The 18,767-nt window shown below is 40.7% G+C and carries 18 protein-coding genes and 2 pseudogenes; 15 read left to right on the forward strand and 5 right to left on the reverse strand.

The window, feature by feature from the left end:
* Positions 1-138: 138 nt before the first annotated feature.
* Together NQ782_RS16870 and NQ782_RS16875 are read left to right on the forward strand one after the other, a co-directional pair.
* Positions 139-2,241, forward strand: a complete 2,103-nt coding sequence (locus NQ782_RS16870; protein WP_200462895.1) for an McrB family protein — start codon at positions 139-141, stop codon at positions 2,239-2,241.
* A gap of 1 nt (position 2,242) precedes the next feature.
* A complete protein-coding gene (locus NQ782_RS16875) occupies positions 2,243-3,646 on the forward strand; it encodes an McrC family protein (RefSeq protein WP_125519179.1) in 1,404 nt (467 codons plus the stop codon).
* A gap of 598 nt (positions 3,647-4,244) precedes the next feature.
* On the opposite strand, the gene NQ782_RS16880 is transcribed toward NQ782_RS16875, so the two are convergent.
* Together NQ782_RS16880 and NQ782_RS16885 are read right to left on the reverse strand one after the other, a co-directional pair.
* Entirely contained in the window at positions 4,245-5,627 is a 1,383-nt protein-coding gene (locus NQ782_RS16880; protein WP_032051550.1) for an ATP-binding protein, read from the reverse strand.
* The gene (locus tag NQ782_RS16885; RefSeq protein WP_005247066.1) at positions 5,620-6,294 is read right to left on the reverse strand and encodes a response regulator transcription factor; all 675 of its coding nucleotides are present in this window, start codon (positions 6,292-6,294) and stop codon (positions 5,620-5,622) included. The genes NQ782_RS16880 and NQ782_RS16885 overlap by 8 nt, the downstream gene beginning before the upstream one ends.
* Before the next feature lie 108 nt (positions 6,295-6,402).
* Here NQ782_RS16885 and dsbD point away from each other — a divergent pair, with 108 nt between their 5' ends.
* The 4 genes from dsbD to NQ782_RS16905 all read left to right on the forward strand — a co-directional run bounded on the left by dsbD (position 6,403) and on the right by NQ782_RS16905 (position 10,110).
* Positions 6,403-8,340 (forward strand): protein-disulfide reductase DsbD, encoded by a 1,938-nt coding sequence (dsbD, locus tag NQ782_RS16890; protein WP_032051549.1) that lies wholly within the window; start codon positions 6,403-6,405, stop codon positions 8,338-8,340.
* Positions 8,337-9,185 carry a TlpA disulfide reductase family protein gene (locus NQ782_RS16895; protein WP_032051547.1) on the forward strand — a complete coding sequence of 283 codons (849 nt, stop codon included), beginning with the start codon at positions 8,337-8,339 and terminating at the stop codon, positions 9,183-9,185. Before dsbD ends, NQ782_RS16895 begins: the two co-directional genes overlap by 4 nt.
* Before the next feature lie 18 nt (positions 9,186-9,203).
* The gene (gene dsbG / locus NQ782_RS16900) at positions 9,204-9,944 is read left to right on the forward strand and encodes a thiol:disulfide interchange protein DsbG (RefSeq protein ID WP_032051546.1); all 741 of its coding nucleotides are present in this window, start codon (positions 9,204-9,206) and stop codon (positions 9,942-9,944) included.
* A gap of 64 nt (positions 9,945-10,008) precedes the next feature.
* Positions 10,009-10,110: a hypothetical protein gene (locus NQ782_RS16905; protein ID WP_289844973.1), complete on the forward strand. Its 102-nt coding sequence runs from the start codon at positions 10,009-10,011 to the stop codon at positions 10,108-10,110.
* 155 nt (positions 10,111-10,265) lie between these two features.
* Here NQ782_RS16905 and NQ782_RS16910 read toward each other — a convergent pair whose 3' ends face one another.
* Positions 10,266-10,574: a metalloregulator ArsR/SmtB family transcription factor gene (locus NQ782_RS16910; RefSeq protein WP_005251415.1), complete on the reverse strand. Its 309-nt coding sequence runs from the start codon at positions 10,572-10,574 to the stop codon at positions 10,266-10,268.
* 120 nt (positions 10,575-10,694) lie between these two features.
* On the opposite strand from NQ782_RS16910, the gene NQ782_RS16915 reads away from it, so the two are divergent.
* From NQ782_RS16915 to NQ782_RS16950, 8 genes and pseudogenes are all read left to right on the forward strand, one after another.
* Complete coding sequence (locus NQ782_RS16915; RefSeq protein ID WP_005247059.1) at positions 10,695-11,111, forward strand: YeeE/YedE family protein; 417 nt, start codon at positions 10,695-10,697, stop codon at positions 11,109-11,111.
* 1 nt (position 11,112) lies between these two features.
* Positions 11,113-11,529, forward strand: a complete 417-nt coding sequence (locus NQ782_RS16920) for a DUF6691 family protein (RefSeq protein ID WP_005404969.1) — start codon at positions 11,113-11,115, stop codon at positions 11,527-11,529.
* A 2-nt stretch (positions 11,530-11,531) separates the two neighbouring features.
* Entirely contained in the window at positions 11,532-12,404 is an 873-nt protein-coding gene (locus NQ782_RS16925; protein WP_005247056.1) for an MBL fold metallo-hydrolase, read from the forward strand.
* 68 nt (positions 12,405-12,472) lie between these two features.
* Entirely contained in the window at positions 12,473-13,255 is a 783-nt protein-coding gene (locus tag NQ782_RS16930; RefSeq protein WP_005247055.1) for a sulfite exporter TauE/SafE family protein, read from the forward strand.
* 96 nt (positions 13,256-13,351) lie between these two features.
* Positions 13,352-13,747 (forward strand): rhodanese-like domain-containing protein, encoded by a 396-nt coding sequence (locus NQ782_RS16935; RefSeq protein WP_032051543.1) that lies wholly within the window; start codon positions 13,352-13,354, stop codon positions 13,745-13,747.
* A 47-nt stretch (positions 13,748-13,794) separates the two neighbouring features.
* Positions 13,795-14,130 carry a carboxymuconolactone decarboxylase family protein gene (locus NQ782_RS16940; protein WP_005247053.1) on the forward strand — a complete coding sequence of 112 codons (336 nt, stop codon included), beginning with the start codon at positions 13,795-13,797 and terminating at the stop codon, positions 14,128-14,130.
* A 29-nt stretch (positions 14,131-14,159) separates the two neighbouring features.
* Positions 14,160-14,780 carry a class I SAM-dependent methyltransferase gene (locus NQ782_RS16945; protein WP_032051541.1) on the forward strand — a complete coding sequence of 207 codons (621 nt, stop codon included), beginning with the start codon at positions 14,160-14,162 and terminating at the stop codon, positions 14,778-14,780.
* A 95-nt stretch (positions 14,781-14,875) separates the two neighbouring features.
* Positions 14,876-15,152: pseudogene (locus tag NQ782_RS16950) on the forward strand (IS3 family transposase); the annotation flags it as partial.
* A 99-nt stretch (positions 15,153-15,251) separates the two neighbouring features.
* Here the strand turns inward: NQ782_RS16950 and NQ782_RS16955 are convergent.
* Together NQ782_RS16955 and NQ782_RS16960 are read right to left on the reverse strand one after the other, a co-directional pair.
* A complete protein-coding gene (locus NQ782_RS16955; protein WP_005247051.1) occupies positions 15,252-15,983 on the reverse strand; it encodes a Fic family protein in 732 nt (243 codons plus the stop codon).
* Between the two features lie 162 nt (positions 15,984-16,145).
* Entirely contained in the window at positions 16,146-16,823 is a 678-nt protein-coding gene (locus tag NQ782_RS16960) for a cupin domain-containing protein (RefSeq protein WP_005247050.1), read from the reverse strand.
* 205 nt (positions 16,824-17,028) lie between these two features.
* Here NQ782_RS16960 and NQ782_RS16965 point away from each other — a divergent pair.
* Positions 17,029-18,025, forward strand: a pseudogene (locus tag NQ782_RS16965) (Fic family protein).
* Positions 18,026-18,767 lie beyond the last annotated feature (742 nt).

Raw genomic sequence — 18,767 nt, forward strand, 5'->3', positions numbered from 1 at the left:
CTAAGTAATTGACTTCATTATGAAGAAATTATTGAGCATGGTTGCTACCACCGCAAACTGTAAAAATAAAGATGATATAATTATTGTTGACATTATTTTATTCTTTTCCTGAAACATTACAACGTATATAGATATTAGATGAATTATTGGCATATACAATTACACCCAGACTCAAGATTAGATGTTGACACGTTAAAAGCTATACTTGTGAAGAAACAAGTCATTGGCATGGGGGAGTATTGGGAAGACAAAAAAGGAAATCCAGTGATTGATCCTAATCTCTTCAAAGAAGATATGAAAATTGACGATGTTGTGATGGTTCGTGATGGAAGCACGCCTGTAGCATTGGTAAAAATAAAAGGTAATGCTTACATAGAAAATGATATAGATAATGAATTTGATTGGTTTAAACTGAGAAGACAAATTGAAATTGTTAGTTTTTACGGAGAAAATGAGAAAAAGCTTCTTGATCAAATTTTAAGAACTTATGGTAAAAGTCACATACAAGCACCAGGTACTTTAACCTACTGTAATGGAAATAATGCTACAAATAATTTTATTGAAGAGTGGTATAAGTTAAGGAATTACGTGAGACTTATGGAAAGTATTAAGCTGCCAGAAGATCGACAAGATCAAATAAAAGCACTTTGGAACAAATTTAAAAGTGAAACGAAAGAAGCAGAGAGGAAATCTAACAATGGCGAAGTTGAGAAACTAATTTCTGAATGGAAACTATATAAGGATAAAATTTTAAATGACACATTAAGTTTGGATGATTACACAAACATTTTGGGAAATTCTACAGCGACAATGCCGGGTGGTTATCTGTGTAACTTCTTGGAGCGAACCACGAGAAGTGTTTTAGGATCTTCAAAGCCTGGGACAGCATTTAATTTTGAAGTGAAATTGAATGATGATAATTCTACTTACTATATAAAAAGTTTAAGTAAATCAAATGCCTCTCGACAAGATGCAGAAATTTATTTTAATAACAATATAATAGGTTTATTGAAAAGTATTGTTTTAAAAAATGATCCGTTAGAAAAAATACATTTGATTGAAAACTCAGATTACAGTGCTAAGCAAATTTTAATGAAATTGGCTGTATTAGATAATTTATCGGACTTTCTTTATATCTACTCTACACAATGGTTAGAAGAGCTATATAACGAGTTTATTGATAGCGATGCGGAAGGAGTATTTAGAAAAAACTTTCAGGTTTGTTTTGTAGCAAAGAAACTTTTAGATGTAAATGAACAAGACAAAAACGAACTTATATTGCTTTCACGTTTCTTGTGGCGGTTTGTAAATTCCAAAGCGATTGCAGACACAAACAACCCTAACGTTATTCTTTATGGGCCACCAGGAACAGGTAAGACATTTTCTGTTAAAAGTGGTTTAGATTTTGTTTGCCAAGGTGACACTTCACGATATGAGGTTTTACAATTCCATCCATCATTTACTTACGAAGATTTTATCGAAGGTATTAAACCAAAAGGCGTTTCAAAAGATGGAAATATTCGCTTTGAGTTGGTAAATGGTATTTTTAAAAGCTTTTGTATCAAAGCGAAAAAACAGCCGGAAAAGGATTTTTATTTTGTCGTGGACGAAATAAACCGAGCAAATCTTTCAATGGTTTTTGGCGAAACCTTATCGTTATTGGAAAAAGATTACCGACACGATACTGAAAATAAAAACCTGATTCGAACACAATACTCTGCGCTAATCGAAGATTTAATAAAAGAGGACAATAAATTTAAAGATTTGGCTTATGAAATTGACAATAATGAAGTGAAGTTCGGAGTTCCTAAGAATGTATTTTTTATTGGCATGATGAATGATGTGGATAAAAGTATTGATGCTTTTGATTTAGCACTCCGTAGACGTTTTAAATGGATAAGAAAAGATTGTGATTACGAAGTAATTGAAGAGGAAACACGTTTCAGAGGAAAAGATCAGTTTAATAATATTGGTCAGTATGTCAAAGCTTGTGAAAAATTGAACGACTATATTTCTAAAGACTTAGGTTTGGGAAAATCATACGAATTTGGTCATTCATTTTTTATGAAGATTAGCGACATTGCTAAACGCAAAGATATTACAAATAACAATGTTGAAGTTTTATTTAACTTGTATTTGCGACCAACATTGAAAGAATATCTAAGAGCAGTATTTGCGGAAAGCGAATTGGAAAGTAAGTTAGATGAAGCATTGAGTAAGTTCAAAGAAACAATGAAATAAAATGAAAATTAGTATTCCAGTCAATCATAATTTTTACGAAGAAGCCCCAATTTTAGAATCGGCTTTAGGTGAAACTTTTGGGGTAAAACAGTCAAGCGTAAAAAACTTGCAAAATTTTTTTTCGTCTGTTTATGAATTAAAACTTGGTGCAGAACAACTAAAACAGGTCAAAGTATTTCATTTCAAAAGCAAACGCATTTTTGAGCAAGATGAAGAACGTCTAATTCTAAAATTATACTCAAAGGAAAAAGCAGAAAAAGAATACTTTATTCAAACTGGTTTGTATGCTGGGGTGCTTTTTCACAAAGGTTGTAAAATTAATATTACAACAAAATATGGTGACACTTTTCTAAAACGTATGCTCAACTTCGTAAATGACATTTACGTTGACAACGAGCAAATACAAGCAAAGAAAGACGAAACCGAAAATCAGTTCTTGTTTATTATTGCTCATTTATTTATTCAGTCATTAGAAAAAGCAGTTGTTTTAGGTTTGCCACAACAATACCAAAAAAAGCAAGAGCGAAGTCAAAAAGTAAGAGGAAGTATAAATTTTAATGATTATTTAAAAAGAGATATTCCATTTCAAGGAAAACTAATGACAACTTTCAGGGAGCGAATGTATATTCAAGAAATCATTGATGTTTTATATTTGGCATTAAAGAAATTAGAAAGTGTTTTCGGAAAAGAAATTCACAGTCGTTTGCTTGGTTTGAGTCAATTTTTAAAACAACAATATTCTGGTCGTTTTGCCAATTACGAAACAATACAAAGAGCTAAAACACACCAAATTATAAACAATCCAATGTACCGTGGTTTCAAAAAAGTTTTAGAGTATGCAGAAATAATTTTATTGAACAAAGACCTAATACCCGATAATGAAAAGAAAAATTTAGCGACAACGGGTTATTTGTTTGACATTGCAGAATTATACGAAATCTATCTTGAAAAACTTTTGAGTAGAAACTTTCCTGAATGGTCTGTAAGTGGACAAGTTGAAATTCCAATTTACAGAAATCAATTTTATCGCAGGTCAATATTTCCAGATTTAATAATGAAGCACAGGACAACCGGAGAGGTTATTGTTCTTGACGCAAAATTTAAGAAAATGGGAATGCACAATAATGACATTGATAGGTCAGATTTACACCAAATACATTCTTATTCGGGTTATTACCAAAATAAATTAATTGCAAGTGGTTTGATCTATCCGTTATCAAAACAATTAGACATTGATAAGTCTTACTCTGACACTTTATACGGTAACAACAATAATGATGTGCTCTTTATAGTGGACGGAATTTATGTTTATGAAACACAGACAATGGATGATCTAATTGAAAATGAAAATATATTTATAAAACGAATGACAGATTTGATAGGTAAACAAGACGTAACTATTTGACAAAAATAATAAATAGCATGAGCGATCAAGATACCGTACAAGCTAGCGATCAAGTTAAGCCCTTCATTGAAAAGATGGAACAGAAGGAACTCCCGCCACCTTATGGGAGGATATACCATCTGGCAAGATGATGGGTAAAAAGGGGTAAAATCTATAACTTATTATTTTTTAATAGACAGATTTTATTGGCGATTTTTAGTGAGTTAAATAGTCACCATCTCCATCTTTTCAAGAAAATTAATTAAACCGCTTCATTTTTAGATTCTGGGGTATAGCGTTGTCCACTCATAATGTTCTCTCCTATGCAAAAAGAATAGACTAAATTTGTCTAGGAGAGTGGTGGCAGTCCACCTATGCAAAAAGAATCTACGATATTTGTCTAGGAGAGTGGTGGCTATTCAGCTCTAAATAGAGGGGGGTGTCTTCTTTAAGATAACGAAATTCTAGCATGATATAAGAACAAACTTGCAAATCGATAAATTATAACCCCCTGTAATTTTAACAAAATATTTTTTGAGATTTAATCCACTAAATCTAATTTGGAGAAAAAATGAGTACAAGATTTTTCAATATTAAAAAGGTTTTTAAAAACAAAGGCTTATTTTTTAAATTCTCGTGACGCTTTTGAAGTATCTTCCTGAATGCTAACGATCAGTCCTACAGGATCACGCTGCTGAAATCCAAGATGGTATTGATAATTGCCTAGCAAGCTTTTAACTAATGCCAGTCCTAAACCATGGCCATGCTGCTGAGCCGATTTTCGCCAGAAGCGCTGTCCTAAATGTTGGATATCCTGTGCTGTAAGTTGTTGTCCATCATCTTCAATCACCAGGCAACCAGACTGCATGGAAATCCAGATATGGGCAGCCTGTGCATGCAGCAGTGCATTTTCAAGCAGATTTTTCAGTACGGTATACAGCACAAATTCAGGTAGCTGAATTTCACCCAGGCTCCAGTTCACCTGTATTTTTTCATTCATTTCTGGATAGCGTGTACTTAAGTCTGCAAGGACCTTCTCAAGTGTGGGGCGAAGCCAGATAGTCTCAGTCATTTCCTGGATACTGTTTTCCGATTGGGTCAGTAATAAAAGCTGCTCGAGTAACAGCGTATAACGCCGGATACTCTCATTGGCCTGCTGCAAATTGTGCTGAATGGATTCAGGCAGATTCTGCTGTTGACTAATCAGCTGGGCCAGTTGTACATGAGTTTTAATTGCGGTCAGGGGACTGCGTAATTCATGTGCAGCATAGGCACTAAAGGCTTTCTCCTGTTGCAGACTGTCATTAATTTTCTGAATCAACTGCGTGGAATTGTTGACAAAAGGCTGTACTTCCTGGGGAATGCTTGCAGGCTTGAGCTGCATTAAAAAATCTGCCGCCTCTGAATAGTTAAGGTTTTTCTGGTTCAGGTATTGACTGAGCTGATCCAAAGACCGGAACTGTCTGCGGATAATAAAGATGATCAAGGCAATACAGATCAGCAGTGAGAAGACTAAGGGAACCAGTACGGCCTGCAGAATCTGCTGTAGTAGGGTATCCCTCAAGAACATGCGTTCTGCCGCCACCACCTGAATATCGCCACGACGCAGGACATAACTGCGCCATTCCGTATCACCCTGCTGCCAGGTGCTGAATCCTTCTTGTCGTTGGCTTAAATTTTTTGGGGCACCGCGTGTTTTGGCAATGATCTGATTGCCTACCGAGACGTCAGAGCTAAAAAGAGAGACTTCACAGGCAATTAACTGGTTTACCTCATCATTCTTGGCTAATTTTGATAAGGTTGCATCCCCCAGACTATCCAGCGGTAACTGCTGAATCAGCCGGGCAACCATTTGCGCAGATGCCGATAAGCGTTGATCCAGAGTGTCTTGTAAGCGTTGTTTCAGGTCAATATACAGCCATGAAAATACCGCACTCCACAACACAATAAACACGGCCAAAAGACTCATGACCAAACGCCATTTCAAGCTGTGACTAAACATGACGTTGCTCAAACGGTTTGAAAATATATCCCACACCACGAATGGTCTGAATCAAGTCTGGATGCAGTTTTTGTCTTAGGTGATAAATGTGTACATTCAGGGCATTGCTCTCGATAGAGTCCTGGAAGCCATAGAGCTTGTCAATAAGCTGTTCATTTTTCAGGATCTGGTTGGGGTGGCTCATCAGGGTTTCCAGCAGGCTGAATTCACGGCGAGATAAATTCACAGCCTGGTCTTGATAGGTCACAGTCTGGGTATCCCGGTTCAGAACCAGTTCATCAAATTGCAGTGTATTCGAGGCAAAGCCACGGTGGCGACGGGTGAGAGCATGAATCCGAGCAATCAGTTCCTCCAATTCAAAAGGTTTGGTCAGGTAGTCGTCGGCACCGGCATTCAGGGCCTGAACACACTGATCGGTCCGCAGCCGTGCCGTCAATACCAGTACCGGGAGATCAATCTGGTCGCGTCGCCAGCTGTGCAGCAAATCCAGGCCATCCTGATCCGGCAGGCCTAAATCCAGTAAACATAAATCGACTGCACTATGCCGGATAAAATAATCCGCAGCACGTGCGTGACTGACATGCTCCACTGAAATATTCAGATAGTTCAGAGCAGCACAAATGCTCTGTGCGATATAGGGATCATCCTCAACCAATACAATAAACATAGAACATCCTGATCAAACTACCATTATTTTATAAATGATTTGGGCTGTTAATGTTGCCTTAATTTTAGTTTTTCAATAATGCAGTCCTAACAGGAGGAGATCAGCTGGATGTTGAAGTGGATATTGGGTGCCGTGATCGGCGGTGGAATCATGACGGGAGCTGCACATGCAGATTTTTTACCACCGGATCAGGCTTTTCAGTTTCAGGTGGTTTCTACAAGCCAGACTCAGGCAGAGCTTAGCTGGAAAATCGCAGAGGGTTATTATCTGTATCATGACCAGCTTAAAGTGTCTCATCAGCAGACCCCAGTCAAGTTGGCATTGCCCAAACCCGAAGACAAAGATGACCCCAATTTCGGTTTGACCCAGGTGCATTATGGGCAAGTCAAAACCAATCTGAATGTCCAGCCCAACCAGCAGTTTGTGGTGCAGTGGCAGGGCTGTGCAGAAAGCGGTTTATGTTATCCGGTGCAACGCACCACAGTAACAACTGATGCAGATGGTTTATTTTCAGCGCAAAACTTGAGCAAGCCTCAAAAGCTGCTGGCCAGCACTACACAGCCAGAAGTAAACGAACAGATTCTGACCGCTCAGAAAGATGAGCTCCAAGCTATAGAGCAAACTCCAAGTACAGATCAAGCACTGACCGAAGAAAAGGTAGAGGAAATGCAAGTTACTGCAGTTTCCGAACCTGTCGTTCAGCCTGAGATGGAATTAACAGAGAAAAACGACTCACTCATTGCAGAGCCTAAAAATCAAACTTCGTCAGCAGGCATGAATAGCCAGTGGAACAATGACCAGTATTTTTTAAGTTTGCTGTCGGAACAAGGTCTGTTGATTAATGCCCTGATTTTTCTCGGGCTTGGCATTCTGCTGGCATTTTTACCATGTTCTTTACCTTTAATTCCAATTTTAACAGGAATTCTGGTCCAGCAGCACCGAGGCTACCGTGCTGCGCTGATTGCGCTGGTCTTTGTTTTGGGTATGGCACTGGTCTATGCGGTCATGGGACTTGCTGTGGCACAGCTCGGTTACAGTTTTCAGCGCTGGTTTCAAAGTCCGGTATTCATCAGTATTTTCAGCATTCTGTTTGTTTTGTTCGCACTTAATCTGTTTGGAGCATTTCAGCTGTCCTTACCCCAAGGCATGTTACAGCGTCTGGATCAATGGCAGCAAAAGCAGAAGGGTGGCACGCTGATTGGTGCTGGTCTCATGGGCGTGATCGCCGCACTGATTGTCGGGCCATGTATGAGTGCACCGTTGGCCGGTGCCTTAATCTATGTGTCTCAGCTTAATCAACCGATGCTGGGCGCCAGTTATCTGTTTGTCTTAGGCCTTGGGCTGGGCTTGCCGCTATTTATTGCTGCCGTATTTGGGTCCCATCTTTTACCCAAACCTGGCATATGGATGGATCGCCTGAAGTTTAGTTTTGGCTTTGTCATGCTGGCGCTGGCCTTGTATTTCGCCCGTCCACTATTGCCCGGCATTTTATACCTGAGCCTTTTGGGTGTGGTACTGATCACCTGTTCAGGCTACTTCTTGTTCAAGATGCTGCCTCATGTGCATCGGTCTGTAGCGAAAATAGGCCTGATGCTGCTCAGTGGTTTACTGGTCTATGCAGGAGGCATGCAGCTCTATCATGTCTGGAGTCAGGTACAGGTGGCCCATGTAGAATCACGGCTTGAATGGCAGAGAGTCAGTACAGCCGCAGAATTGCAACAGGTTTTAGCCAAACATCCTGCACAGCCGGTTGTAATTGATGTCTATGCAGACTGGTGTGTGGCCTGTCAACCGATCGAAAAGGAAGTGATTCCACGTAGTGATGTCCAGACAGCTTTACAAAATGTGGTTCGTATCAAATTAGACCTGACCCACTATCATCCAAGTCAGGATGAGCTGCTAAAAGAATGGCAAATCCTCGGACCACCCACCTTCATATTTCTAAATGCAGCGCATCAGGAACAGCGCGAGTTGCGTTTAACCGGAAGCTTTAGCGCGACACATTTGCTCGGTAAATTGCAGCAACTGCAAGGGGAACAACCATGATGATTTCCAGTGATGCACTGCATCTGGGACCTTTGATGTTGCCTTGGACACTCATAATTGTTGCCACTGGCTTGATACTGCTATCTGCCATCCTGTTTGGATTAGCCAGAAAGTATTCATGGTCTAAACAGCAGCTTGGACAAAGTCAGGATTTGCTCTGGAGCAGTTTTTTGCTGGGGATGCTGGGTGCGCGTCTTGTTTTCGTTCTGCTCAATGGCGAGCTGTATTTTGCAGCACCCATCGACATACTGAAAATCCAGGACAAAGGTTTCCATTTATGGGGAGGGGTGCTGATTGGTGCTTTGTGGTATGTCATTCGAAACAGACAGTTGCAGACCCGATTCAAAGCCATCTTGTTGCTCATATTGGTACTCTGGATCGGGCTTGGGTTCGCGTTCAAATCAAGTCTAAAAACTGAAGCAGCGTTTCCTGATCTGGCCTTTGTTGGACTAGAACAGGAGCGTCTGGGTACAGACAAGATTCCACTCAGCCAGTTCATTGGCCAGCCCACGGTAATTAATTTGTGGGCGAGCTGGTGTCCGCCGTGTCACCGCGAAATGCCGGTGTTGGCCAAAGCAGCCAAGCAGCATCCTCAAGTGAATTTTGTCATGCTCAATCAGGGTGAGGAGGTAGCGACCGTAAATGCCTATTTAAGAAAACATCAGTTTCAATTTAAACATGTCCTGCTGGACCCATATGGTGAACTACCACAGCAGCTGAATAGTTTTGGCCTGCCAACGACGCTGTTTTTTAATGCTCAAGGCCAGCTGGTCGAGCGGCATATGGGGGAACTCAGTCCGGCCATGTTGCAGCAATATTTAAACAGAATTTCAGATCAACCCTAAAAAACAGAAGGACTTAGTATGAACAAAATTTACCGGGTGCTTGGTGCAGGCATGTTCCTGATCATGAGCATGCACACGCAGGCAAATATAAAACAGAACATTGAAAAACAGGGCTTTGTGTTTGTAAAACAGATTCCGGCACCGCAAGGAATGACCGGCTGGGTGGGGCATGAAGACCAATACTCCAATACGGTATTTATCTCCAATGATGACAAATATTATATCAAGGGCGAACTATTTGATGCGCAAGGGAAAAGCCTGTCCAATGAGCAGATTGAAAAGCATATGAAAAAAGCGGTATTGGACGATGTCTGGAAAACCCTGGAAAAATCGACCTGGATCCAGGATGGAAAGCCAGATGCACCACGGGTGGTCTATGTGTTTTCCGATCCGAATTGCCCATATTGCTATAAATTCTGGCAAGCAGCTCGGCCTTGGGTCGAATCAGGCAAGGTACAACTGCGTCATATTCAGGTCGGTGTGATCCGTGAAGAAAGCCGTGGCCAGGTGGCCACATTGTTAATGTCGAAAAATCCAGCAGCAGTTTTTAATGATATAAACAAGAATAAAGGCAAAAAGCAGCTCAAGAAAATGGAAAAGATTCCTGCCGAAATTGCTGCAAAAATTGATGCCAACCAGGCCCTAATGGGGAAATACGGCTTTTTCTCCACACCGTCGATGGCCTGGAAAAACAATCAGGGTGAATTTAAATCGACTCAAGGCCTGGCGATGGACTTCAAGGAAATTTTTGAACAATAAGATTGGATGAGATATGTCAACTTTGGATCATCCACGGGTACTGTTTGCTTTGGAATGAACCGCTCTGGCATGGAACCGGAGTGGTCTGGCATTAATTGCATTGGGTTTTGTGATTGAAAAATCTAACCTGTTAGTACAACTGGTCGATCATGAACATTATGCATAAAAAATAGCCTATGCACAGTGGATGGGAATTATGGTGATTGTATTCGGTTTGTTGGTCAATATCGCCTCAATCCTGCAATATCGACGGGGGATGGCATCACTGCGATCGCCGGAATTTATTGAAGGTTATTCTTTTTGGTTGCATTAAGAGGAGGGCTAGGCGCAATACAGCTCGTACAGTTTTTGCATCAGGCTCAAGACCTTGGGATCACTCAGACGATAGAAAATCTGTTTACCCTCACGTCGGGTGCTGACCATGTCGGCCTTACGTAGCACAGTCAGTTGTTGTGAAAGTGTAGGTTGATGAATGTCAGTGGATTCTTCAATTTCCTGAACATTCATTTCCCCGTCGACCAGAACACATAAGATTTTCAGACGATCAGGATTGGCTAAAACTTTTAGGCATTGGCTGACGAAATCGACTTGAGAAAAATCAATTTTGGCATTTTCAGCAATCATATCCATAAATGTCCTCACAACTTTTGATGTAGCCCGTGCAGTTTACATAATTTACCATAAAACTGCTTGATTAATATTTTTTATTATATAATATAAAAAAGTATATTGTATAGGGATTAATTCATCATGCATGACTTCCTCATCGCATTTATTGGCGGCTTAATGCTCGGGCTTTCTGTAGTTGGCTATCTTTACGTCAATGGCCGTATTGCAGGGATCAGTGGTTTGATTGGGCAAGTCTTAAACTCAAAAACCATGTTTAAAACACCTGCAATCTGGTTTTTATTAGGCTTAGTCCTCACACCGTTTATTTATGGTCTGTTTGTACAACCTGAAATCGAATTGAATGCTAGCCCACTGATGATGATTGTGGCAGGTCTGCTGGTGGGCTTTGGGACACGTCTGGGTTCGGGCTGTACCAGTGGTCACGGAATTTGTGGCATCAGTCGCCTGTCTAAGCGTTCTATCATCGCGACCATGACTTTCATGTTTGCAGGTTTTGTCGCTGTTTATATTATCCGTCATATCACAGGAGCATTCTAAAATGAAAAATGTGTTTGCCTTTTTATTTGGTGCGCTGTTCTCTGTGGGGCTGATGGTATCGGGCATGTCCAATCCGGAAAAAGTACTCGATTTCCTGGATCTGTTTGGCGACTGGGATGCCAGTCTGGCCTTTGTCATGATGGGCGCGATTGCGGTGGCCTTTATTCCCTTCCAGAAAGCATTACGTACGGCGCAACCAAAAACAGTATTTAATGAACCTATTGATTTACCTAAAAATAATCAGATAGATAAAAAACTGATCACGGGTGCGGTTTTATTTGGTGCAGGTTGGGGCATTGCAGGCATCTGTCCGGCACCAAGTTTCACCTTGATCGGTTTGGGCCACTATCAAGTGCTCTATTTTATTGTAGCAATGCTGGTGGGTGTATGGATTCACCGTAAATGGTCAGGAGCTTAACGATGTCAAACTTACCTATAGTAAAAGATTTTTTTCACGAAGATACCAATACCTTCAGTTATGTTGTACGTGATCCTGCGACCAAAGCCTGCGCCATTATTGATAGCGTTTTGGATTATGATCCGGCATCAGCAAGTACATCCACTATTCATGCCGATAAAATTATTGCCTATATTAAAGAGCAGGGTTTAACGGTCGAGTGGATTCTCGAAACCCATGTCCATGCTGACCATTTAACTGCAGCACAATATCTCAAAGCTGAGTTAGGTGGCAAGATCGCCATGAGCCAGAAAATTGGTATTGTTCAGGAAACTTTTGGCGCGATTTATCATCTGGATATTAAACAATGGAATGCTCAGCAGCTCTTTGATTATTTATTTAAAGATCATGAGTCGTTCCAAATCGGAACCTTGAAGGCTTATAACATTCCAACACCGGGACATACGCCTGCTTGTCTGAGTTATGTGATTGGTGATGCGGTTTTTGTGGGTGATACCCTGTTTATGCCAGATTATGGTACAGCACGTTGTGACTTCCCGCGAGGCAGCGCAGAACAGCTTTATGATTCGGTACAAAGCCTGTTTCAGTTGCCAGAAGATACGCGGGTCTTTTTATGTCATGACTATTTGCCTGAAACACGTGAATCCTATGTGTGTGAATCTGATATACAGACACAAAAGACACAGAATATTCATATTCATCAGGGAATCAGTAAAGCTGAATTTGCTCAGATGCGCAACCAGCGGGATTCAGGACTCAATATGCCTAAGCTGATTCTACCGGCAATTCAGATCAATATGAAAGCAGGGCAGTTTCCTGAGCCTGAAGCCAATGGTGTTTCTTACCTCAAGCTTCCTCTTAACTACTTCAAATAAGCTTGTGTCGTGATTCAACAAAAAGTTCAACTTTTATTGAATCATTTTTGTGGATAAGGGAGAGAGCGATGTGGGCATTAATACTGGAAGGATTGGCGATTGGTGGCTTGCTGGGTCTAACCGGTGCTGGTGGCGGAATTCTGGCTGTACCGGCACTGATGGCGAGTCAGGGTTGGACTGTGGCACAGGCTGCACCGGTAGGTTTGTTGGCAGTCACGCTGTCGGCCTTGGTCGGAACGTTCGAGGGTTTATTCAAGCGTATTGTGCGTTATCGCGCTGCGCTCTGGATCGCACTGATCAGTATTCCTACAGCGCGTTATGGCGTGCATCTGGCCGATATCGTTTCTCCGGTCTGGCTGACGCTGGCTTTCAGTCTGGTCATGCTGATCGTGGCTTATCGAATCTTCTTTAATAAAGTGACCGATCATGGCAATGCACCGTGCAAGGTCAATCAATCGACCGGTCGTCTGATCTGGAATGTCAAAACGGCCTCTTTCCTGGCAGGTATTGGTGTTGTGGCAGGTTTATTAACCGGTCTGCTTGGCGTGGGTGGGGGTTTTGTCATTGTTCCAGCCCTGCGTAAATTCACCGACCTTGATATGCGCAGTATCGTTGCGACTTCCCTGATGATTATTTTCCTGATTGGTGGGGTCAGTATTTCTGCACACGTGCTGGATGGCTTTCAATATCCTGTTTCGGTTACGCTGACCTTTGTCCTGGCCTGTATTGTCGGGATGTTAATTGGACGCAGTCTGATGCAGCGGATTGACAGTAACAAGGTACAGAAAATATTTGCCACTACCGTGGTTGGGGTGGCGATGTATTTAATCTATTCAGCGCTCATGGGCTAAAACAGCCGGTTGGGAACTTTAACTCAAGCGCTTTTAATCGACCTGAGCATCGTTTATACAAAATATAATTTTAATAGCCGAGGAAGAATGAAAATGATGAAAACTGCAGAGCAATTGATTCTGAATGCGAAAAGCCAGATTCAGGAAGTAAGTGTAGCTGAACTGTTTGAAGCGATGCAAAACCATAAAACCATTCTGATTGATGTTCGGGAACCGGATGAGTTTCAGGCGGCAGCCATAGACCGGGCGGTGAATTATCCGCGTGGTGTTTTGGAAATGAGAATTCACCAGCATCCTTTAGCCAGTCATCATTGCGATACCCAGCAGGCACTGGAACACCTTAAAGATCAGCCGATCTATTTGATCTGTGGTACGGGTGGACGTTCCGCATTGGCAACCGATACCTTACAAAACATGGGTTTTACCCAGGTCAAGTCAGTTCAGGGTGGTTATCAGGCCTGGCTAGAGCAGGGCTATCCGGTAGAAAAATAAGCCGTTGAATAGGTGAACAACCGTATTGTTGAATGTGAGAAGCAGTGATGAAATACAAAGAATTAACCCAGAACATTTCAGGCAGTTTAAGAACCTTAACTCAAGATTCACCTGATTTAATGAAAAGTTTCAATCAGTTGTCCCAGACCGCAATGCGTGATGGTGTGATTGATCCTAAAACCAAGGAGCTGATTGCCTTGGCGATTGGTGTCGCATCACGTTGTGATGGTTGTATCGGCTTTCATGTCAGAACCCTGGTCAAAATGGGCATGACCCTGCAGGAGCTGGAGGAAGTTCTGGGCGTTGCGGTATATATGGGCGGTGGACCTTCATTGATGTATGCCGCAAATGCACTGGATGCCTTTAAAGAATTTTCCGGCTGATTGGATAGTCAAGTAAATGGAGGGATGAAATGAGTCAGCACTGGAATGAATTGTATGCCCAGACGCAGGACCTGTACGGCACAGCAGCAAACCTGTTTATCCAGGAGGTTAAGGAAAAAATCCGGATAGAAGGTAAAACACTGGCAATTGCTGAAGGAGAAGGAAGGAATATCCTGTACCTGGCTGAGCAGGCAAGACAGCATAATTATTCTTTTTCGGCAGAAGTCTGGGATTATTCCGATGTTGCCTTGAAGCATCTGTCTAGCAAGGCCGAAGCCACAGGGATAAAGCTCGAACTCAAAAATGTGGATTTAACAGCAGCGAAATGGCCGTCCGAGCGTTATCAAAACGTGATTTGTGTATTTGGTCATTTCGATACACAAACGCAAAAACAGATTTTAGCAGGCATAAGAGAATCTTTGCTAAACGGTGGATGGTTTATCGGTGAGCTGTATTCCAAGGAGCAGATCAACTACCAAACCGGGGGGCCTAAAAATATCGAATATTTATACGATCCTCGATCCATTCTGGACGTATTTGGGCAGGACCATCTCCATCATTTTTATGTGGGCGAACAAGAAAGGCATGAGGGAAAATTACATTGTGGTAAATGCCATGTTATTCAATTTGCGATACAAGTGAGGAAGTAGAGAATAAGTGAATTGTTAAATGTGAGAGGGCGTTCAAAAATTCTGTGTCAGCCAAATTGGCTAGAGTTTAATTATTATATCATCGAGCCTACCTTCAAGGCCCACAATACAGCAGTGGAGACTGGCAAAGATTCTGTCAGAAGCATAATTTGGTTCTGAGTATGAGTCGCAGAGGCAACTGTTGGGATAATGCTGTTGCTGAATCCTTTTATAGTAGTTTAAAGAAGGAAAGAATTAAAAAGAGGATTTATAAAACATGAGAAATGGCCCGTGCGGATGTGTTTGATTATATCGAGATATTTTACCATCGGTAGGCGTCATTCGCATCTCGATGGAATGAGTCCAGAAGCATTTGAGATAGCTTCAAAATGAAGCTACTTCATGTCTAGGATACTGGGAACAGTCCAAGCTATAGGATTACCCACAGTTTATTGTTCTAATTGATAATATCGTACAAGCTGATCTTTTATTTTAAATCCCTAAAACCACCTGATACGGTTTAAAACCCTCTAATACAGCCTCGGAAACTAATTGAATAAAAGCTTCAGTTTTCCCATAAGCCATCCACTGATCAAGCGCTTCATAGTAAGCTAAGCGATTTTCTACAGTAATCACACAAGGTGGATAACCAGCTTTAAGTAATTCTAGGTTCATTAAAAGACGTGATGTGCGACCATTGCCATCAATGAATGGATGAATGCCAACAAAATCAGCATGTACTTTGGCTGCACGTTCAATTGGATGGAGTTTATGTGCGTCGCTGTTATACCAATCGATCAGTTGAGCCATCTTGTCATTTAATAATGTGTAATCAGGCGGGGTAGACGTAGCACCGGATATCAGGACATTTTGCTGACGATAACGTCCAGCATTATCATCATCAATATTCTTTAAGATAAGCTGATGGATATTACGAATTTGCCATTCAGAAAAAGGCTCCTCTTTCCGAATGATATCTTCAACATAGTAAATTGCATTTCTATGGTTGATCGCTTCGAAGTGTTCTCTTAATGCCTTTCCACCAACAGTAATACCTTCCAGTACTACTTTTGTTTCTAGTAGGGTAAGTGTATTACCTTCAATTGCATTCGAATGATAGGTCCAACGGACAATAAGATCTTCTTGTAAGTTTTTGACAATTGACGGAGAGAGAGGGCGATGTTGATCTAATTTTTTCTTTAAATTATCAATAGTTTCAAACATAACCTTATCCTTCAATTTGTCTTAGTCGATAATACATGAAAAAAGGAATATCAGAAATGTAGTGATATATCATTACATTTTGTACTGATTATAAAAGTGGTAACTGGACGGCTTCCAGTATTCTAGACACAAGACAGCCTTATTTTGAAGATACATTATTGTTCATTTCACCCATACATCTATGGCATGTTGTAGATGACCAGTTTTGACATAAAGCATTGCGCCTGATGGACCTGCCTGAAATTTAGCAGCACTATTGATGGGAAGACGGACCCATGAACCTGCTAGATATATTTCAGCGCCACAAAATAATTGACCTTTGATAATTAGTAACTCAATCCCTTGTTCTGATTTCTCTACGAAAATTTGATCAGGTTTTAGCTTTTCTAAATAGGTCTGCTCATGTTCCGATTGAAATAACGGGCATATCATCCGATGTTCGGTAAGCTTCCAATTTGTTGGATCATTGGTATTAATTCGGGTGGGTTCTGTCTCATGTTCAGTCATTTGCATCAGTTTCACAAAGATTAAACAACCTGCTTTACTGGAAACCCGATGAGTTGAATGATGGGGGTTACGTAAATACCAGCCTGCTGGATAATCATCTTCAGCATTCTCGGTAAAAATGCCTGACAAGATGAGGACTTCTTCACCCAAAGGATGTTGATGTTCAGGAAAGGTAGATTCTGGTGCGTATTTCACAAGACTAGTTGCACGTGCTTTCTCATCGCCAATACGATCAAGCATCATTCTATCGACTTCACCTCCTGGAGATTTCACCCAATGGTAATCTTCTGGCTTGATGATGACGGGTTGTGAGAAGTCGGCATGAATAAACATAATGCTGTCCTGTAATGAAGAAACCTACGTATTTTAACGAGAATACATAGGTTTATTTTAAAAGAAATAGCGATTAGTTAGCTCACTGTTTCAGATTCAGAAAAGATAAACATGTTGATAGCAGATATCACTCACTAAGCTATGAAATATTAATATTTTAGAGTTTAATCAACTGTGCTTTGTTTTTACATCAATTAGGAATGGCATGAAATATCAACCGCCTTATACGATCACCTCTAAAATTATTCACTTGATTGCACAAATTAGTGAATCAATAGGGCAGTTTGACTGCATTAACCCCAACCCAAGATAGCCTTAAATTGCGAAAAGCCAATCGTATTCGAACGATTCAAGGGGCTTTAGCAATTGAAGGGAATAATACCTTGAGTACAGAGCAAATCACAGCGATCCTGAATGGCAAGCCCATTATCGCTACATCTAAAGAAGTTCAAGAGGTGCGTAATGCACTAAAAGCATATGAGGAAATTCAAGATTGGAATCCTGATCAAGAATCTCATTTGCTGAAAGCACATCAAATATTGATGACAGGACTGATTGATGAGGTTGGGCAGTATCGTCATGGTGGTGTTGGTGTGATGTCAGGGGATCGAGTCGGGCATATGGCTCCGCCTGCAAATCAAGTCCACCGTTTAATGGGAGAGCTATTGCAGTGGTTGGCTGAAGGCAATGAGCATCCACTAATTCAGAGTTCAGTATTTCATTATGAGTTTGAGTTTATATACCCATTTGCTGATGGCAATGGGCGTATGGGACGTTTATGGCAAACTTTAATCTTAAGCCAGTGGAATCCAATTTTTCTCAATATCCCTGTAGAAAGCTTGATTTATCAAAATTAAAAAGCTTATTACGATGCATTGCAAGCGAGCACAGATCACTCAGATTCTGCACCTTTTATTGAGTTTATTTTGCAGATGATTCTAGATGCAATACTCAGTTCTGATGCCAGCGATCAAGATACCGCTCAAGCTAGCGTACAAGTTAGCGATCAAGTTAAACGTCTCATCCAGAATATGGAGCAGAAGGAATATAGCCTAACTGAGTTGATGGCTCTATTAGACTTGTCCCACCGAGCAACATTATAAAAAAATTATTTGACTCTAGCATTAGAAGCCGGTGTGGTTGAACGCACCCTTCCTGATAAGCCTAAGAGTCCTAAGCAAAAATACAAATTAAAAATTTAGTCATAATAAGGTTGAAGGGATTATTAATATCACAAGGAGTGAAATGAAATGTTATAACGTTGCATTTATATTTCTTATAATGTTCTGCTATAATGTCGTACGCCATTTCAAATCCTGAATTTGAATAAGATTTTAAAGTTATTCAATGCACTAAATCTAAGTTGGGTCAAAATTGGGTCAATGAGTTTTTTTATTCAATAAAAGAGCTTTTAAATTAATAGGTTGGGTTTTGAGTTCAATTGACGCCATCTCCACCAAGATTCGTGAAAAGCCCTGAAACGTAAGTTTCGGGGTTTTTTCTTTTTAAGATTCAAATTATTAAATCATTTGTGCAATGACGAACATAAAGACTATTGGGGCTGCAAATCCTACTTGTTTCTAAATCATCTGAGCAATGAGCAACCTTCCGATAACAAACACACGGCGTCGTCGTTGTTTCTAAATCATCTACACGATGAGCAACAAAAACCGTTTATTCAATCACTGTAGATGATCTTTCTAAATCATCTATGCGATGACGAACCCACTTTGTAGATATGGTTTTATCTGGATAATTTTCTAAATCATCTAGGCGATGAGCAACTTAAATAGAGTCATGGTCACGCTCATAGAATCTTTCTAAATCATCTACACGATGAGCAACAAAAACCGTTTATTCAATCACTGTAGATGATCTTTCTAAATCATCTATGCGATGACGAACCCACTTTGTAGATATGGTTTTATCTGGATAATTTTCTAA

Source organism: Acinetobacter sp. BD54 (assembly GCF_044778325.1).
Lineage (GTDB): Bacteria > Pseudomonadota > Gammaproteobacteria > Pseudomonadales > Moraxellaceae > Acinetobacter > Acinetobacter baumannii.

What these genes read in the sequence shown, in the direction of transcription:
- NQ782_RS16870 (WP_200462895.1), top strand. Translation starts at nt 139, where the DNA reads ATGAATTATTGGCATATACAATTACACCCAGACTCAAGATTAGATGTT.
- NQ782_RS16875 (WP_125519179.1), top strand. Translation starts at nt 2,243, where the DNA reads ATGAAAATTAGTATTCCAGTCAATCATAATTTTTACGAAGAAGCCCCA.
- NQ782_RS16880 (WP_032051550.1), bottom strand. Translation starts at nt 5,627, where the DNA reads ATGTTTAGTCACAGCTTGAAATGGCGTTTGGTCATGAGTCTTTTGGCC.
- NQ782_RS16885 (WP_005247066.1), bottom strand. Translation starts at nt 6,294, where the DNA reads ATGTTTATTGTATTGGTTGAGGATGATCCCTATATCGCACAGAGCATT.
- dsbD (WP_032051549.1), top strand. Translation starts at nt 6,403, where the DNA reads ATGTTGAAGTGGATATTGGGTGCCGTGATCGGCGGTGGAATCATGACG.
- NQ782_RS16895 (WP_032051547.1), top strand. Translation starts at nt 8,337, where the DNA reads ATGATGATTTCCAGTGATGCACTGCATCTGGGACCTTTGATGTTGCCT.
- dsbG (WP_032051546.1), top strand. Translation starts at nt 9,204, where the DNA reads ATGAACAAAATTTACCGGGTGCTTGGTGCAGGCATGTTCCTGATCATG.
- NQ782_RS16910 (WP_005251415.1), bottom strand. Translation starts at nt 10,574, where the DNA reads ATGGATATGATTGCTGAAAATGCCAAAATTGATTTTTCTCAAGTCGAT.
- NQ782_RS16915 (WP_005247059.1), top strand. Translation starts at nt 10,695, where the DNA reads ATGCATGACTTCCTCATCGCATTTATTGGCGGCTTAATGCTCGGGCTT.
- NQ782_RS16920 (WP_005404969.1), top strand. Translation starts at nt 11,113, where the DNA reads ATGAAAAATGTGTTTGCCTTTTTATTTGGTGCGCTGTTCTCTGTGGGG.
- NQ782_RS16925 (WP_005247056.1), top strand. Translation starts at nt 11,532, where the DNA reads ATGTCAAACTTACCTATAGTAAAAGATTTTTTTCACGAAGATACCAAT.
- NQ782_RS16930 (WP_005247055.1), top strand. Translation starts at nt 12,473, where the DNA reads ATGTGGGCATTAATACTGGAAGGATTGGCGATTGGTGGCTTGCTGGGT.
- NQ782_RS16935 (WP_032051543.1), top strand. Translation starts at nt 13,352, where the DNA reads ATGAAAACTGCAGAGCAATTGATTCTGAATGCGAAAAGCCAGATTCAG.
- NQ782_RS16940 (WP_005247053.1), top strand. Translation starts at nt 13,795, where the DNA reads ATGAAATACAAAGAATTAACCCAGAACATTTCAGGCAGTTTAAGAACC.
- NQ782_RS16945 (WP_032051541.1), top strand. Translation starts at nt 14,160, where the DNA reads ATGAGTCAGCACTGGAATGAATTGTATGCCCAGACGCAGGACCTGTAC.
- NQ782_RS16955 (WP_005247051.1), bottom strand. Translation starts at nt 15,983, where the DNA reads ATGTTTGAAACTATTGATAATTTAAAGAAAAAATTAGATCAACATCGC.
- NQ782_RS16960 (WP_005247050.1), bottom strand. Translation starts at nt 16,823, where the DNA reads ATGTTTATTCATGCCGACTTCTCACAACCCGTCATCATCAAGCCAGAA.